At 67.8% G+C, this 15,712-nt stretch carries 13 protein-coding genes; 10 read left to right on the top strand and 3 right to left on the bottom strand.

Features of this window, described 5'->3' with window-relative positions; genetic code table 11:
• Positions 1-24 precede the first annotated feature (24 nt).
• Positions 25-1,110 carry a Zn-dependent alcohol dehydrogenase gene (locus KHO18_RS16505; RefSeq protein WP_092297031.1) on the top strand — a complete coding sequence of 362 codons (1,086 nt, stop codon included), beginning with the start codon at positions 25-27 and terminating at the stop codon, positions 1,108-1,110.
• Positions 1,111-1,169: 59 nt separating this feature from the next.
• Complete coding sequence (locus tag KHO18_RS16500) at positions 1,170-2,090, top strand: TauD/TfdA dioxygenase family protein (RefSeq protein WP_144196923.1); 921 nt, start codon at positions 1,170-1,172, stop codon at positions 2,088-2,090.
• A 75-nt stretch (positions 2,091-2,165) separates the two neighbouring features.
• On the opposite strand, the gene KHO18_RS16495 is transcribed toward KHO18_RS16500, so the two are convergent.
• The 3 genes from KHO18_RS16495 to KHO18_RS16485 are packed head-to-tail and all read right to left on the bottom strand — an operon-like array spanning position 2,166 to position 5,397.
• Positions 2,166-2,996: an SDR family NAD(P)-dependent oxidoreductase gene (locus KHO18_RS16495; protein ID WP_144196924.1), complete on the bottom strand. Its 831-nt coding sequence runs from the start codon at positions 2,994-2,996 to the stop codon at positions 2,166-2,168.
• A 27-nt stretch (positions 2,997-3,023) separates the two neighbouring features.
• Positions 3,024-4,211 carry a lipid-transfer protein gene (locus tag KHO18_RS16490; protein ID WP_144196925.1) on the bottom strand — a complete coding sequence of 396 codons (1,188 nt, stop codon included), beginning with the start codon at positions 4,209-4,211 and terminating at the stop codon, positions 3,024-3,026.
• A 46-nt stretch (positions 4,212-4,257) separates the two neighbouring features.
• Positions 4,258-5,397 (bottom strand): acyl-CoA dehydrogenase family protein, encoded by a 1,140-nt coding sequence (locus tag KHO18_RS16485; RefSeq protein ID WP_144196926.1) that lies wholly within the window; start codon positions 5,395-5,397, stop codon positions 4,258-4,260.
• Positions 5,398-5,644: 247 nt separating this feature from the next.
• On the opposite strand from KHO18_RS16485, the gene KHO18_RS16480 reads away from it, so the two are divergent.
• From KHO18_RS16480 to KHO18_RS16445, 8 genes are all read left to right on the top strand, one after another.
• The gene (locus KHO18_RS16480) at positions 5,645-6,781 is read left to right on the top strand and encodes an acyl-CoA dehydrogenase family protein (RefSeq protein ID WP_144196927.1); all 1,137 of its coding nucleotides are present in this window, start codon (positions 5,645-5,647) and stop codon (positions 6,779-6,781) included.
• Between the two features lie 30 nt (positions 6,782-6,811).
• A complete protein-coding gene (locus KHO18_RS16475; protein ID WP_144196928.1) occupies positions 6,812-8,005 on the top strand; it encodes a lipid-transfer protein in 1,194 nt (397 codons plus the stop codon).
• A gap of 28 nt (positions 8,006-8,033) precedes the next feature.
• The gene (locus KHO18_RS16470; protein WP_144196929.1) at positions 8,034-8,477 is read left to right on the top strand and encodes a MaoC family dehydratase N-terminal domain-containing protein; all 444 of its coding nucleotides are present in this window, start codon (positions 8,034-8,036) and stop codon (positions 8,475-8,477) included.
• Positions 8,478-8,490: 13 nt separating this feature from the next.
• Positions 8,491-8,910: a MaoC family dehydratase gene (locus KHO18_RS16465; RefSeq protein ID WP_144196930.1), complete on the top strand. Its 420-nt coding sequence runs from the start codon at positions 8,491-8,493 to the stop codon at positions 8,908-8,910.
• Positions 8,911-8,958: 48 nt separating this feature from the next.
• Positions 8,959-9,792 carry an SDR family NAD(P)-dependent oxidoreductase gene (locus KHO18_RS16460; protein ID WP_092297054.1) on the top strand — a complete coding sequence of 278 codons (834 nt, stop codon included), beginning with the start codon at positions 8,959-8,961 and terminating at the stop codon, positions 9,790-9,792.
• Positions 9,793-9,876: 84 nt separating this feature from the next.
• The gene (locus tag KHO18_RS16455) at positions 9,877-11,430 is read left to right on the top strand and encodes a long-chain-fatty-acid--CoA ligase (RefSeq protein WP_211943566.1); all 1,554 of its coding nucleotides are present in this window, start codon (positions 9,877-9,879) and stop codon (positions 11,428-11,430) included.
• 6 nt (positions 11,431-11,436) lie between these two features.
• Positions 11,437-14,157 carry a LuxR C-terminal-related transcriptional regulator gene (locus KHO18_RS16450; protein ID WP_211943565.1) on the top strand — a complete coding sequence of 907 codons (2,721 nt, stop codon included), beginning with the start codon at positions 11,437-11,439 and terminating at the stop codon, positions 14,155-14,157.
• Between the two features lie 55 nt (positions 14,158-14,212).
• Positions 14,213-15,634 carry an aldehyde dehydrogenase family protein gene (locus tag KHO18_RS16445; protein WP_144196933.1) on the top strand — a complete coding sequence of 474 codons (1,422 nt, stop codon included), beginning with the start codon at positions 14,213-14,215 and terminating at the stop codon, positions 15,632-15,634.
• Positions 15,635-15,712 lie beyond the last annotated feature (78 nt).

The following is a 15,712-nucleotide window of genomic DNA, read 5'->3' as shown; positions in this document are numbered from 1 at the left end:
CCCATCGCATTTAGAGGTTCAGCCATGAAAGCTGCGGTATTCCATCGTCCCGGCCAACCCCTCAGTATTGAGGACATCGCCATCGCCAAGCCCGGCCCGCGCGAGGTGTTGATTCGCACCCGCGCCGTCGGCGTCTGCCATTCCGACCTCCATTTCGTCGACGGCGTGTTTCCGCACCCGGCGCCGGTGGTGCTGGGCCATGAGGCCGCCGGCGTGGTCGAGCAGGTGGGCTCGGAGGTGCGTACGGTCAAGCCGGGCGACCACGTGGTGACCTGCCTGTCGGTCTACTGCGGGCACTGCGAGCACTGCCTGACCGGGCACCTGTCGCTGTGCGAGTCCCCCGACACCCGCCGGTCCAAGGGCGATGAGCCGCGTCTGGCGTACCAGCACAAGCCGATGCCGCAGTTCGCCAACCTGTCGGCCTTCGCCGAGCAGATGCTCGTGCACGAACACGCCTGCGTGGCAATCCGGCGCGACATGCCACTGGACCGCGCCGCGCTGATCGGCTGCGCCATCACCACCGGCACCGGCGCGGTGGTCAATACCGCCAAGGTGGCGCCCGGCGAGACGGTTGCCGTGATCGGCTGCGGCGGCATCGGCCTGGCGGCGATCAACGGCGCGGCGCTGGCCGGGGCCGGGCGGATCATCGCCATCGACATGCTCGACAGCAAGCTGGAACTGGCGCGGCAGTTCGGCGCCACGGACCTGATCCAGGCGAAGGACATCGACGTGGTCGCGGCCGTGCGCGAGTTGACCGGGCAGGGCGTGCACCACGCCTTCGAGTGCATCGGCCTGAAAGCCACCGCCGAGCAGGCCTTCGGCATGCTGCGGCGCGGCGGCACCGCCACGGTCATCGGCATGATCAAGCCGGGCACCAAGCTGGAGATCGACCCGTTCCACCTGCTGTACGAGCGCCGTATCCAGGGCTCGATGATGGGCTCCAACCGCTTTCCGGTGGATATGCCGCGCCTTGTCGATTTCTACATGGCGGGCAAGCTGCATCTCGACCAGATGATTTCGCGCCGCCTGCGGCTCGAACAGATCAACGAGGCCTTCGACGAGCTGCGGCGCGGCGAACTGGCGCGCTCGGTGATCGTGTTCGACAGCTAAACCGCCCCGCACGTCCGCGCGGGGCTGCATTCCCACGACGATAAAACGAGGAGACAACCATGCAACCTGCAGCAACCGCCGTCGCCGAAGACGCGCCCCCTGCGCGGACCAACGCCCAGGACACCGAATCCTGGCCGTTTGGCGTGCGCCGTTCTACCCCCGCGATCGGTGCCGAGATTACCGGCATCGACTTCGCCCGGCCGCTCGACGACGAGACCTACCTCGCCCTGCGCCGCGCGCTTCTGAAGTTCAAGGTGCTGTTCTTCCGCGACCAGCACATCACGCCGGCACAGCACGTGGCCGTGGCACGCCGCTTTGGCGAGCTGGAGGTGCATCCGATGATCCCGCATCATCCGGAGCACCCGGAACTGGTGGTGTTTGGCCGTGACGGCAGCGCGCGTGGCCGCGAGAACCTCTACCACTCCGACGTGACGTGGCGCGAGGTGCCGTCGATGGGTTCGATGCTGCGATGCGTGAGCTGCCCCGAGGTGGGCGGCGACACCATCTGGGTGAACATGGTGGCGGCGTACGAGAACCTGCCGGACGAGATGAAGGCGAAGATCGCCCGGCTGCGCGCCGTGCATGACGCCATGCCGACCTTCGGCCAGGCCCTCTCCGATGCCAAGGTCGAGGAACTGCGCAAGAAGTATCCGCCGATGGTGCATCCGGTAGTGCGCACCCATCCGGAGACTGGCGAGAAGATCCTGTTCGTCAACGAAGGCTTCACCACCCATTTCGACAATTTCAGCAAGGTACAGCCGTACCGCATCGGCTCCGATTTCCGCCCGGCCGAGCTGGACCTGCTGCAATACCTGTTCCGCCAGGCCGCCGCGCCCGAGTATCAGGTGCGCCTGAAGTGGGAGCCGGACACCATCGCGCTGTGGGACAACCGCTCCACGCAGCACTATGCGGTGCAGGACTACTTTCCGGCGCCGCGCCATATGAACCGCGCCACCATCATCGGGGACCGCCCGGTCTGAGCGCGCGGGGCAGGGAATGAAAAACGGGGCGCATGCCGCAGTGGCATGCGCCCCGTTCTCATTGGAGCGTGGGGATCAGAACCCGCCGCGCCCGCCGCCGCAGATGATGGTCTGGCCGGTGACGTAGTCGGACTCGGGGATGCAGAACATGAAGACCGAACCGGCGGCTTCCTCGGGCGTGCCCGGGCGGCCCAGCGCGATTTCCTTGCTGGCCTGGACGATGCGGTCCGGGTTCACGCCGACCTTGATGTCGCGTCCTTCGATACTGACGGTCTTCTCCTCGGCGGTCGGCTCGGTCAGGCGCGTGGCGATGAAGCCGAAGGCCACGCAGTTGACGTTGACCTTCATGCGGCCCCATTCCCGGGCCAGCGTCTTGGTCATGCCCATCACGCCGGCCTTGGCGGCCGAGTAGTTGACCTGTCCGGCGTTGCCCTGCGTGCCGGAGGTCGACGAGATATTGACCACCTTGCGGAACACCTCGCGGCCGTCCGCCGCCTCGGCCTTGCTGGCCTCGCGGAAGTAGGGCTGGGCGGCGCGCAGCAGGTTGAAGGGCGCCTTCAGATGGCAATCGATGATCGCGTCCCACTGCTCGTCGCTCATCTTCTGGATCACGTTGTCCCAGGTGTAGCCGGCGTTGTTGACGATGATGTCGATGCCGCCGAAGGCTTCCAGCGTGGCCTTGACGAGGCGGTCGCCGAAGTCCGGCGCCGTGACGTTGCACGGAAAGGCCAGCGCCTGGCCGCCGGCGGCGCGGATCTCCGCCACGACTTCGTTGGCCGGTGCGGCGTCGAGGTCGTTGACGACCACGCTGGCGCCTTCATTGGCGAATTTCAGCGCGATGCAGCGGCCGATGCCGCGTCCCGCGCCGGTGACGATGGCGACCTTGCCTTCCAGTTTCTTGCTCATGTCGTGGACTCCTTGAAGTGGGTAGCGTCAGTTCTTGCCGTAGAGCGTGACCACGCACGCGCCGCCAAGACCGAGGTTGTGTTGCAGGGCAAGGCGCGCGCCTTCGACCTGGCGCTTGTCGGCCGTGCCGCGCAGCTGGTGGGTCAGTTCGTAGCACTGGGCCAGCCCGGTGGCGCCGAGCGGGTGCCCCTTGGACAGCAGGCCGCCGGACGGGTTGGTCACGACCTTGCCGCCGTAGGTGTTGTCGCCGTCCATCACGAACTTCTCGCCCTCTCCGGTGGGACAGAAGCCGAGCGCCTCGTAGCTCAGCAGCTCGTTCTGGGCGAAGCAGTCATGCAGCTCGCATACGTCGATGTCCTGCGGACCGACGCCGGCGCGCTCGTACACCTGCTGCGCGGCGGCGCGGGCCATATGGCCACCGACGTAGCTGATCATCGAGGGCGGATCGAACGATTCCACCGGGTCCGTCGTCATCGACTGGGCCACGATGACCACATCCGAACGCAGGTTGTGCTTGCGGGCAAAGCGCTCCGAGACGATCAGCGCGGCGGCGGCGCCGCACGTCGGCGGGCAGGCCATCAGGCGGGTCATCACGCCGGGCCACATCACCTTGTCGTTCATCACGTCTTCGGTGGTCAGCACGTTGCGGAACAGCGCCAGCGGGTTGTTGGCGGCGTGGCGGCTGGCCTTGGCGCGGATGGCGGCAAAGGTCTCCATGCGCGTGCCGTAGCGCTGCATGTGCTCGCGGCCTGCGCCGCCGAAGCTGCGCAGTGCCTGGGGAATGTCCGTAACGTCCTCGGTCAGCTTCTTGAGGATCGGCTGGAAGCGCGCGCGCGTGGGCGGGCGGTCGTCCCAGTGGGACTTCAGCGCGCCGGCCTGCATCTGCTCGAAGCCGAGCGCCAGCACGCAGTCGGCATCGCCCAGCGCCACGGCCTGGCGGGCGAGGTACAGCGCGGTGGAACCCGTCGAGCAGTTGTTGTTGACGTTGACGATGGGAATGCCGGTGAGGCCCACCTCGTACAGCGCGGTCTGGCCGCAGGTGGAGTCGCCGTAGACGTACCCCGCGTAAGCCTGCTGGACCAGCTCGTAGCCGATGCCGGCGTCGGCCAGCGCGCGGCGCACGGCTTCGGCGCCCATGTCGGTGTAGCTGGCGCTCGCGCCGGGCTTTGCGAACGGGATCATGCCCACGCCGCCGATGATGACTTTCTCGCTCATGTTTTTCCTCTGCTCACTGATGTATAGGGATGGATGCCGCCGGCTGTTACAGCTTGCGGGCAATCAGGTCGCGCATGACCTCGTTGGCGCCGCCCACCACGCGCGAGACGCGGTAGTCGGTAAAGGCCCGCGCGATGGGGTACTCGATCATGTAGCCGTAGCCGCCGTGGAGCTGGACCATATCGTCCAGGCATTTCCACAGTGTCTCGGTGGCGTGCATCTTGGCGATGGCCGCCTCGTTCACAGTCAGCTTGCGGCGCAGGTGCTCGCCGAGGTAGTAGTCGACCATGGTGCGGATGGCCACGGCGTGCGCCTTGGCGTCGGCCAGCTTGAAGCGGGTGTTCTGGAAGTCCCAGATCGTGCCGCCGAAGGCCTTGCGGTCCTTGACGTATGCCACCGTGATGCCGAGCAGGCGCTCCAGCGCCACGGCGGCGTAGAGCGCGATGATCAGGCGTTCCTGGGCCAGCTCCTGCATCAGGTAGCCGAAGCCCTGGTTCAGTTCGCCGAGCAGGTTGCTGGCCGGCACGCGCACGTTGTCGAAGAACAGTTCGGCAGTGTCCGCGGCGGGCTGGCCTACCTTCTGGAGCTTGCGGCCCCGGCGGAAGCCTGCGCGGTTGGTCTCCACCATGATCAGGCTCACGCCCTTGGCGCCGGCCGCCGGATCGGTCTTGCAGATCACCATGATCATGTCGGCGCTGGTGCCGTTCGAGATGAACGTCTTGCTGCCGTTGATGACCCACTCGTCGCCGTCCCGGACCGCCGTGGTGCGGCACGCCTTGACGTCGGAGCCGCCGCCCGGCTCGGTGATCGCCACGGCGAGAATGGTTTCGCCGGCGCAGACGCCCGGCAGCCAGCGCTGCTTCTGCTCTTCGGTGCCCAGCCGCGCGATGTACGGCGCCACGATGTCCGAGTGCAGGGAAAACCCCGAGCCCGAGATCCCGGCGCGGTGCGTTTCCTCGAGCACCACCGCCGAGTGGCCGAAGTCGCCGCCCCCGCCGCCATATTCGGTGGGGATGGCCACGCAGAGCAGTCCTTCGCGGCCGGCCTTCAGCCAGGTCTCGCGGTCTACGCGGCCGTCCGCGTCCCACTGCGCCTGGCGCGGGGCGCATTCGCGCTCGAAGAAGCGCCGCGCACTCTCGCGGAGCATTTCGTGGTCCTCACGGAAAACGGTACGGGTTACTTCCACGGCACACCTCCTCTTCTGGTTATGGTCGGCGCGGCGTTGGGGGCACGCGGCCTGACGGAGATGATGGCGGGGAGACAGGGGGGCACGGCCTCCCCGGTTTGGGGAGGGACGCGGCGGCGCGGGCGGGGAGGTAGCGACTACCCGATTCGGGGAGGGGTGGTGCGCGATGCGGCCCCGCATCATTCCGCTCACCGCGGGTAGCCCGGGAGCTGCCAGGCGCTTACCCATTTCGAACAGGAGAGTCTGCGTGGAAGTCGTTCGTAACGTTTATCGTGAAGATCACGAGCAGTTCCGCACCACCGTGCGCCGTTTCCTGGAGCGCGAATGTCTGCCGCGTCAGGAAACCTGGCTGGCCGACGGTATCGTCGACCGCGAGACCTGGCAGAAGGCCGGCCGCGAAGGCTTGCTGGGCACCTCGCTGCCGGAAGAGTACGGCGGTGGCGGCGGCGACTTCGGCCATGCGGCGATCATCGCCGAGGAAATGGCCCACGTGGGCGTCAGCGTGAGCTTCGGCCTGCATTCGGACATCGTCGCGCCGTACATTGCGCGCCTGGGTACCGAAGAGCAGAAGCAGCGCTGGCTGCCGGGCGTCTGCGCCGGCGAAACCATTCTCGCCGTGGCGATCACCGAGCCGGGCGGCGGCTCGGACGTCAAGGCGTGCCGCACCACGGCGGTCCGCGATGGTGACGAGTGGGTCATCAACGGCAGCAAGACCTTTATCTCCAACGGCTTTATCTCGGACATGGTGATGGTGGTCTGCAAGACCGACCCGGCGGCCGGCGCCAAGGGCGTGAGCCTGATCATGGTGGAGACCAACCGCGAGGGCTTCCGCCGCGGCCGCAAGCTGCACAAGGTGGGGATGCACTCGCAGGACACCGCCGAGCTGTTCTTCGACAACGTGCGCGTGCCGGCCAGCAACCTGCTGGGCGAGGTCAACAAGGGCTTCGGCTACCTGATGCACGACCTGGCGCAGGAGCGCTTCATCATCGCCGTGGGCGCCGCCTCCAAGCTGGAGCGTCTGCTCGCCCAGACCGTCGAGTATGTAAAGGACCGTAAGGCCTTCGGCGGCACGATCTGGGACTTCCAGAACACCAGGTTCAAGCTCGCCGACATCAAGGCCAATGCCGTGGCGCTGCGCACGATGGTGGACTACTACCTGGCCGAGCACATGCGCCGGGGCCTCTCGGGCGAGGAGGCCGCCATCGCCAAGCTGTACTCCACGGAAGTGCTGTGGAAGTGCATCGACGACATGGTGCAGCTGCACGGTGGCTACGGCTACATGCTCGAATACCCGATCGCCCGGGCGTTCGTGGACATGCGCATCGCGCGCGTCTATGGTGGTTCCAACGAAGTCATGCGTGAGCTCATCACGCGCAAGATGTAAGCAAAACAAGACCAGCGAGGAGACAAGGCAATGTCAAAGCATGTAGTGGTAGCCGGGGTCGGCATGATCCCGTTCAAGAAGCCGGGCCAGAGCGAGTCGTACAGCGTGATGGGCGCCACGGCCGCGAAGCTGGCGCTCGAGGATGCGGGCCTGCCGTACGACAAGATCCAGCAGGCATTCGTTGGCTACGTCTATGGCGATTCCACCTGCGGCCAGGCCGCGCTGTACAAGGTAGGCGTGACGGGCATTCCCATCGTCAACGTCAACAACAACTGCTCCACCGGTTCCAGCGCGCTGTTCCTGGCGCGCCAGGCCGTGGAGTCCGGCGCGGTGGAATGCGCGCTGGCGCTGGGCTTCGAGTTCATGCAGCCGGGTGCGCTCAAGGGCAAGTGGGATGACCGCGAGGGCCCGCTCGATGGCTTTACCGCGATTGGCGGCCATCTGATCCAGGACGCTGTGGACGCCGGCGTGCCGCGCGCGCTGACCCTGTTCGGCGGCGCCGGCCGCGAGCATATGGAGCAGTACGGCACCAAGCTGGAGACCTTTGCCCGCATCCGCGCCAAGGCCAGCCGCCACGCCGCCAACAACCCGCTCGCCGTGTTCCGCGACGTGGTCACGCCGGAAGACGTGATGAACGAAAAGGTGATGTGGCCGGGCGTGATGACGCGCTCGATGGCCTGCCCGCCGACCTGCGGCGCCGCCGCCGCCATCGTCTGTACCGAGGCCTTCGCGCGCAAGCACAACCTGCGCACCGACGTGCGCATCCTGGCGCAGTCGATGACGACCGATGTGCCGGACAGCTTCGCGCCGCCGTCGATGATCCGCCTGGTGGGCTTCCACATGGCGCAGAACGCCGCCAAGGCCGTCTACGAGCAGGCTGGCGTGAGCCCGTCCGACATCCAGGTGTGCGAGCTGCACGACTGCTTCGCGCACAACGAGCTGCTGACCTACGAGTCGCTCGGGTTCGCCAAGGTGGGCGAGGCCGAGAAGATGGTGATGGACGGCGACAACACCTATGGCGGCAAGGTTGTCACCAATCCGTCGGGCGGCCTGCTCTCGAAGGGCCACCCGCTGGGCGCGACGGGCCTCGCCCAGTGCTACGAACTGACCAACCAGTTGCGCGGCACGGCCGACAAGCGCCAGGTGGAGAACGTGCAACTCGCGCTGCAGCACAACCTCGGCCTGGGCGGCGCCTGCGTGGTGACGCTGTACGGTCGCGGCTGAACCGTCCAATCGAAGAGGAGATAAGAACATGGCAGACAAGAGCATGATCGGGCTCAGCCTGGGCAAGGGCTCGATCGACGTGGAGATGGGGCGCCTGCGCTTCTTCGCCAAGGCCATCGGCGAGACCGATGCGATCTATACCGATGAAGCCGCCGCGCGCGATGCCGGGCACCCCACGCTGCCCGTGCCGCCGACCTTCCTGATGTGCCTGAACAGCGACGTCTCGGCAGGCGTGGACCGCATGGGCCTGCTGAAGCTGGACCTCGCGCGCATCCTGCACGCCGAGCAGGCGTTCGACTATCACCGGATGGCCTACGCCGGCGATACGCTGCATTTCGAAACCACCGTGACCGATGTGTACGACAAGAAGGGCGGCGCGCTGCACTTCGTGGTCAACACGACGCGCGTGACCAACCAGCGTGGCGAGCACGTGGCCGATATGCGCGGCACGCTCGTGGAACGCCGTGGCTAAGGAGACAATGACCATGCAAGCCCCCCGTTTCAACGATGTGAAGGTTGGCGACAAGCTCCCGCCGCTGGCCCTGCCGGCGATCAACCGCACCACGCTGGCGCTGTACTGCGGCGCCTCCGGCGACCACAACCCGATCCACATCGATCTCGACTTCGCCCGCAAGGCGCGCATGCCGGATGTGTTCGCACACGGCATGCTCTCCGCCGCCTACCTGGGCCGCCTGCTGACCGGCTGGGTGCCGCAGGCGCAGGTGCGCAACGTGGCCATCCGCTTCACCGGCATCACGCACCTGGGCAACCAGCCGACGTGCACCGGCGTGGTGACCGAGAAATTCGAGGCCGATGGCGAGCAGCGCGTGAAAGTGGCGCTGCGCTGCGCCAACCAGTATGGCGAGGACAAGCTGCTGGGCGAAGCCATCGTCGCCCTGAAATAAGCCGGCTCCCCATCGCACCCTAGACGAATCGATACAGGAAGAACAGACATGAGCAAACTCGCAGGCAAGTCCGCCATCGTCACCGGCTCGGGCCGTGGCATTGGCCGTGAAGTGGCGCTGAAGCTGGCATCCGAAGGTGCCCGCGTGGTGGTGAACGACCTGGACGCCGATCCGGCCGCCGAAGTGGTGGAACTGATCCGCGCGCAGGGCGGCGAAGCCGTGGCATGCGTCGGCAGCGTCACTGCCCCCGATTTCGCCGATCGCCTGGTCAAGACGGCGGTCGAGCACCACAAGGGCATCGACATCATCATCAACAACGCCGGCTACACTTGGGACAACGTCATCCAGAAGATGACCGACGAACAGTGGTATGCCATCCTTGACTGCCATCTGACCGCGCCGTTCCGCATCCTGCGTGCCGCGCAGCCGGTGATCAGCGCCGCTGCCAAGGCCGAAGCGGCCGAGGGCCGGGAGGTGTTCCGCAAGATCGTCAATATCTCGTCCGGCGCGGCGGGCGGCAACCCGGGCCAGTCGAACTACTCGGCAGCCAAGGCCGGCATCCTGGGCATGACCAAGACCCTGGCCAAGGAGTGGGGCCGCCTCAAGGTCAACGTGAACGCGGTGGCCTTTGGCCTGATCGAAACGCGCCTGACACAGGCACTGGCCGGCGACCAGAGCAAGACCGTCAACATCGAAGGCCGCGAGATCAAGGTCGGTGTGCAGCAGGCGATGCTCGACGGCGTGAGCCGCATGACGCCGCTGGGCCGTGCCGGCAAGCCGGAAGAAGCGGCTGGCGCCGTGTATCTGTTCTGCACGCCGGAGTCGAACTTCCTGTCCGGGCAGGTCGTCTACTGCGGTGGTGGCCCCGGCGGCAATTTCTAAGCCCGGCTGCACCCGGAAGACCCACAGAGCGGCCCGACAAGAGGCCGCTACCGCCCCTCTCGGTTGGTGACGGAGACACATCGCATGTACATGACACAATCGCTGCACAGATCGCTGCAGCAACGGCCGGACAAGACGGCCGTGCGTTTCCAGGGCCGCAGCCAGACCTATGCCGAACTTGCCGACCGCGTGGCGCGGCTGGCCGGCGCGCTGAAGAAGCTCGGCGTGACCGACGGCGAGCGCGTGGCGATGTTCTCGCTCAATTCGGCCCGCTATATCGAGTACTACATGGCCGTGCCGTGGGCCGGCGCGGCGCTCAATCCGGTGAACACGCGCTGGAGCGCGGCCGAGATCCTGTATTCGTTCAATGACTCGGGCACCGCCGTGCTGATCGTCGACGACCCCTTCACGGTCGTGGCGCGCAAGGTGGCCGCCGAATGCCCCACGCTGCGCCACGTCATCTACGCCGGCGACGGCGAGACGCCCGAGGGCATGCTGAACTACGAGGCACTGGTTGCCGATAGCGAGCCGGTGGAGGATGCCTACCGTCACGGCGACGACCTGGCCGGCATCTTCTACACGGGCGGCACCACGGGCTTCCCGAAGGGCGTGATGCTCAGCCACACGAACCTCGTCTCCTCGGCCTGCAACCAGCCGATGACGGGTACCTTCGACGAAACGATCGTGATGCTGCACGTCATGCCGATGTTCCACCTGGCATGCTTCGCGGCCATCAACGCGGTCTTCCTGGTCGGCGGCACGCATGTGCCGATGACGGCTTTCGATCCCGGCCAGATGCTGGAGACGATCGCGCGTGGCGCCGTAACCTCGGTGCTGCTGGCGCCGACGATGATCCAGATGGGACTCGACTGGCGCGAGCAGAACCCGCAGCGCGCGGCCGATCTCGACCTCTCGTCGCTCAACCTGATCCGCTACGGCGCCTCGCCGATGACGCCGGCGCTACTGGCCCGCTGCCGGGCCGCGTTCCCGAACGCGCAGTTCGCGCAGGGCTATGGCATGACCGAACTGGCGCCGGTGGCCACGCTGCTCGGCCCCGAGTATCACAGCGATGCCGCCCTGGCGAGCGGCAAGATGCACTCGGTGGGACGGCCCGCGCCGATGGTGGAAGTGAAAATTATCGACCCGCAGGGCCGCGAGGTGCCGCGTGGCACGGTGGGGGAGATCGCCGTGCGCGGCCCCAACGTGATGCTCGGCTACTGGAACCAGCCCGAGGCAACGGCGGAGGCCGTGCGCAACGGCTGGATGCACACCGGCGACGGCGGCTACATGGACACGGACGGCTTCGTGTTCCTGGTGGATCGCATGAAGGACATGATCATCAGCGGCGGCGAGAACGTCTATTCCGCCGAGGTGGAGCGCGCGCTGGCGAGCCACCCCGCGGTGGCGCAGGTCGCCGTGATCGGGGTGCCGCACGAGAAGTGGGGCGAGTCCGTGCACGCGGTGGTGGTGCTGAAGTCAGGCGCGGAAGCCACGTTCGAGTCGATCCAGGGCCATTGCCGGGCGCTGATTGCCGGGTACAAGATCCCGCGCAGCGCCGAGTTTGTGGACGCCCTGCCACTGTCCAGCGTCGGCAAGGTGCTCAAGAACGAGCTGCGCAAGCGCCACTGGAAGTCGTAGGCCTCGATGGTCGCGTCTCCGTGCATCCTGCCCAAGATCGTGCCGCCGCGCCCGGCGAGCGACGCGATCTCGCGCGAGCGGCTGATCGGCCGGCTGCAGGCCGCCAGCGACCGCAAGCTGGTGCTGCTCACGGGCGGCGCCGGCTTTGGCAAGACCACGCTGATGGCGCAGTGGCGCCAGCGGCTCGACAGGGCCGGCGCGCGCGTGGCCTGGCTCACGCTGGCGATGCAGGACGGGGCGTTGCCGACGTTCCGGGGCATCCTGGCCGGCGCGCTCGGGCACGCGGGCCTTGCCATCGAGGCGGGCGAGGGGGGCGGGGAGGCCCTGATCGCCTCGCTGCTGGAAGTGCTGGCGCGCACGCCGGCCGATGTCTACCTGATGATCGACGACTTCCATCATGTGCAGGACCCCGCCACGCTGGCGCTGGTGCAGGCGCTGATCGACGCCATCCTGCCCGGACTGCATCTGGTGATCGCCTCGCGCACCGTGCCCGCGCTGCGGCTTGGGCGGCTGCGGGCCATGGAGGAATTCGTGGAAATCGACGGGGCCGAGCTGACGTTCGACTTCGACGAGACGGCGGCCTTCCTGACCGCGCGCGCGGGCGTGCCGGCCAATGCCGAAGTGGCGCGGCAGGTGCACGAGATTACCGAAGGCTGGCCGGTGGGCGTGCGGCTGGCCGGCCGCACGCGTGACGCCGCCTGCGATAGCCCAGGCGATGTGCCCGCCCGGATGGGTGCCGGCGACAACGGCAACCTGGAGGCCTACCTGTCGGAGGAGGTCATCGACGAACTGCCGGCCTGCCTGCTCGACTTTATGCTGCATGTGTCGGTGCTGCGCAGCTTCCAGGCTGACCTCGCGGCGTTCGTCACCAGCCGCGACGATGCAGCAACCTTGATCGACGAGATTCTCGGGCGCCACGTGTTCCTGCGGCGCGTGGACCGTCGCGACGATCAGGCGTGGTATCGCTTCCATCCGATGTTCGCCGCCTACCTGGACAAGCGCCGGGGGCGGGCGGGCATCGACCCGAAACCGCTCCACCGCCGCGCGGCGCTATGGTTCGTGCAGCAGGGGCGATTCGCCGATGCGATGCGCAGCGCCGCGCTGTGCGACGACCTGGAGCTTGCCACGCAGTTGGTCGATGGCGGGCTGCCGCCGGCGCATTCGCTGGCGCACCTCGGCGTGGTGGCGCGCTGGACCGAAAGCGTGGGCGGCCATCGTATGGCGGCCCATCCGCGGCTGCTGCGCATGGGTGCGTGGGCGGCCGCGCTGACCGCGCGCATGGACCTTGCCGAACGGTGGCTGACACGTCTGGAGACCACCGCGGATGCCGATGGCCTGGCCGAAGACCCCGTCGAGTTGCGGCATCGGTTGCTGCTGCGCGCCGTGCTGGCCACTCATGGCGATGATGAACCCGCCGCGCAGGCCGCCTTGCAGGGGTTGGAATCGATCCCGGCACCGTCGCTGCCGGGCGGGCTGGAGGATATTGAACTGGCGGTGCGCCTGCACTGGCTTTCGGCGCAGGGCCATCATCTGGCCGCGCGCTGCCTCTACAGCGCCCCGGCGGCACGCGCCACGCGAACCGGCCGTGGCGAACTGGCCCTTGTGGCGGCGGCGGCAGCGGCTAACGTGGCGATGCGCGAAGGCAACGCGCTCGAGGCGGAGCGCATCGGCGCCACTGCCCTGCGCCGCGCGCGGACTATCCACGGCAGCGGGGCGCTCTGCGCGACCCTTTGCGCCGGCGTGGTGGCGCAGGCCTGGTTCGAACTTGACCGTCTGGACGAGGCGTACGCGGCGCTGGCCGCATGCCGGATGCGCTTGCGCGGGGCCTCGGCGGAACTGAAGGTGGGCGCCGCGCGCGTCTTCGGCCGCATCCAGGCCCTGCGCGAGCCGCCGCAGGACGCGCTCGCCTACTTCACGCGCGCGGAGGCGCATTTCCGCGCCACCGGCATGGATCGCGGTGTGGTTGCCATGGTCGCCGAACAGCAGCGGCTGGTGCTGTCCTATGGCGACCGCCGGCATGCGCAGGCCCTGCAGGCGGTGCTCGACGGCTACGCCGCACGGCATCCGGGCGACGGCATCCACGATGTGGAGATTGGCGCGGCGGCGGCATTGTCGCGGGCACGGCTGGCGCTGGCGCAGGACGCCCCGCAGGAGGCACTGTCGGCGCTGGAGACGCTGCGGCGGTTCGCCGCGGCGCGCGGTTGCGAGCGACTGCAGGCCGTGGCCGACCTGCTGCAAGCCCGCGCGCTCGAAGCACTGGGCCGCAGCGCACAGGCCCAGGGTTGCGCGCAATCGGCCGTGGCAACGTGCTACCGGCTCGGGCTCCATCGCACCCTGATCGAGGAGGGCGCCGGCCTGCACCCGATGCTGGTGCGCGCCGCCGCGCATGGTGGCGCGGCGCTGGTCGAGCATGTGCGCGCGCGGCTGGGCGAGGCGGGGAGTGCCCCGGCGCTGGCCGTGGCCGCGGTGCCCACGCTTGCTTCACTCCCGCAGGCACCTGCCGCGCCGGTGCGCACCATCGCCGCCACGCCGGGGCTCACCCGGCGCGAACAGGAGGTGCTCGCGCTGCTCGAGCAGTCCATGTCGAACAAGCGCATTGCGCTGACGCTGAACATCAGCGTGCAGACGGTCAAGTGGAACCTCAAGAAGATCTTCGTCAAGCTGCAGGTCACCAGCCGCTACGAAGCCATCGTCGCGGCCCGCAAGCTCGCTACCTGCGAGCAGTGAGCCGGGCATCCTCGTTTCAAATACCCGAAGTCCAACCCTCAGGGAGACACAGCGCATGTATCAGCTCGACCAGTTCTATATCGGCGGCCAGTGGGTGGCGCCAGCCGCGGGCGCCGGCCGCCTCGACATCGTCAATCCGGCCACCGAGGCAGTGATTGGCCGCGTGGCCATGGGCGGCGCGGCCGATGTCGATGCCGCCGTGGCGGCGGCCCGGGCGGCCTTCCCGGCCTGGTCGGCCACCACCCGCGAAACCCGCGTGGACGTGCTGTCGCGGCTGATCGCGCTGTACAAGGCGCGCATGGACGACATCGCGCTGGCCATCCACCACGAGATCGGCGCGCCGCAATGGCTGTGCAAGGTCAAGCAGGCGCCGTTGGGCCTGCAGATGCTGGAGTCCGCGCTGGCCGCGCTGAAGGAAGCGGATTTCACGCGGCAGCTTGGCGGCACCGAGGTCGTCAGCGAGCCGATTGGCGTGGCGGCGCTGATCACGCCGTGGAACTGGCCGGTCACGACGATTGCCACCAAGGTGGGCTCGGCGCTGGCGGCGGGGTGCACGGTGGTGCTGAAGCCTTCGGAGCTGGCGCCACTCGATGCGCGGATCTTCGCCGAGATCGTGCACGCAGCCGAGGTGCCGGCGGGTGTCTTCAATATGGTCTACGGCGATGGGCCGACGGTCGGCGCTGCGCTGTCGCGCCATGGCGACGTGGACGTGATCTCGATCACCGGCTCCACGCGGGCCGGGATCGAGGTGGCGGCGGCGGCGGCCGGCACGGTCAAGCGTGTGCTCCAGGAGCTGGGCGGCAAGTCGGCCAACGTGATTCTGGACGATGCGGACCTGCGCGCGGCGGTCTCGGATGGCGTGGTCAGCTGCATGATCAACTCCGGCCAGACCTGCGTGGCGCCCACGCGGATGCTGGTGCCGCGCCATCTGCACGAGCAGGTCGTGGCCATTGCGGCGGCCACGGTTGCCGCGCTGAAGGTGGGTGACCCGACGCTGCCGGAGAGCAAGGTCGGCTCGATGGCCAACCGGGCGCAGTTCGAGAAGGTCCAGCGCCTGATCGGCATCGGCATCGAGGAGGGCGGGCAGGTCGTGGCGGGGGGTGTTGGCCGGCCCGAGGGGCTGGCGTCAGGCTATTTCGTGCGGCCGACCATCTTCGCCAACATCCGCAACGACGCCACCGTGGCGCGCGAGGAGATCTTCGGCCCGGTGCTGGCGATTCTCCCGTATGACTCGGAGGAAGAGGCGATTGCCATCGCCAATGACACCGAATACGGTCTGGCTGCCTATGTCTGGTCGGGCGATCCGGCGCGGGCACGGCGCGTGGCGGGGCGCCTGCAGGCTGGCATGGTCCGTATCAACGGTGCCCAGCCGCACAGCGGCGCGCCGTTCGGCGGCTACAAGCGCTCCGGCAATGGCCGCGAGTTCGGCAGCTATGGGCTCGCTGAATATATGGAAATCAAGGCCATCGCGGCCTGACCGATGCCTGATCGATGATGCTTGTCCCGGATTGGCGCGCGGTCATTCCGGTGACACGGAATATGGGTATGTGAGTAT

It is taken from the genome of Cupriavidus campinensis (assembly GCF_905397395.1).
Classification (GTDB): Bacteria; Pseudomonadota; Gammaproteobacteria; order Burkholderiales; family Burkholderiaceae; genus Cupriavidus; species Cupriavidus campinensis.
Note: the sequence above shows the minus strand (reverse complement) of the source record. Positions and strands in the feature narration are given on the sequence as shown.

Bases quoted from the DNA above. Each gene is read 5' to 3' on its own strand.
- KHO18_RS16505 (WP_092297031.1), top strand. From the start codon at position 25: ATGAAAGCTGCGGTATTCCATCGTCCCGGCCAACCCCTCAGTATTGAG.
- KHO18_RS16500 (WP_144196923.1), top strand. From the start codon at position 1,170: ATGCAACCTGCAGCAACCGCCGTCGCCGAAGACGCGCCCCCTGCGCGG.
- KHO18_RS16495 (WP_144196924.1), bottom strand. From the start codon at position 2,996: ATGAGCAAGAAACTGGAAGGCAAGGTCGCCATCGTCACCGGCGCGGGA.
- KHO18_RS16490 (WP_144196925.1), bottom strand. From the start codon at position 4,211: ATGAGCGAGAAAGTCATCATCGGCGGCGTGGGCATGATCCCGTTCGCA.
- KHO18_RS16475 (WP_144196928.1), top strand. From the start codon at position 6,812: ATGTCAAAGCATGTAGTGGTAGCCGGGGTCGGCATGATCCCGTTCAAG.
- KHO18_RS16470 (WP_144196929.1), top strand. From the start codon at position 8,034: ATGGCAGACAAGAGCATGATCGGGCTCAGCCTGGGCAAGGGCTCGATC.
- KHO18_RS16465 (WP_144196930.1), top strand. From the start codon at position 8,491: ATGCAAGCCCCCCGTTTCAACGATGTGAAGGTTGGCGACAAGCTCCCG.
- KHO18_RS16460 (WP_092297054.1), top strand. From the start codon at position 8,959: ATGAGCAAACTCGCAGGCAAGTCCGCCATCGTCACCGGCTCGGGCCGT.
- KHO18_RS16455 (WP_211943566.1), top strand. From the start codon at position 9,877: ATGTACATGACACAATCGCTGCACAGATCGCTGCAGCAACGGCCGGAC.
- KHO18_RS16450 (WP_211943565.1), top strand. From the start codon at position 11,437: ATGGTCGCGTCTCCGTGCATCCTGCCCAAGATCGTGCCGCCGCGCCCG.
- KHO18_RS16445 (WP_144196933.1), top strand. From the start codon at position 14,213: ATGTATCAGCTCGACCAGTTCTATATCGGCGGCCAGTGGGTGGCGCCA.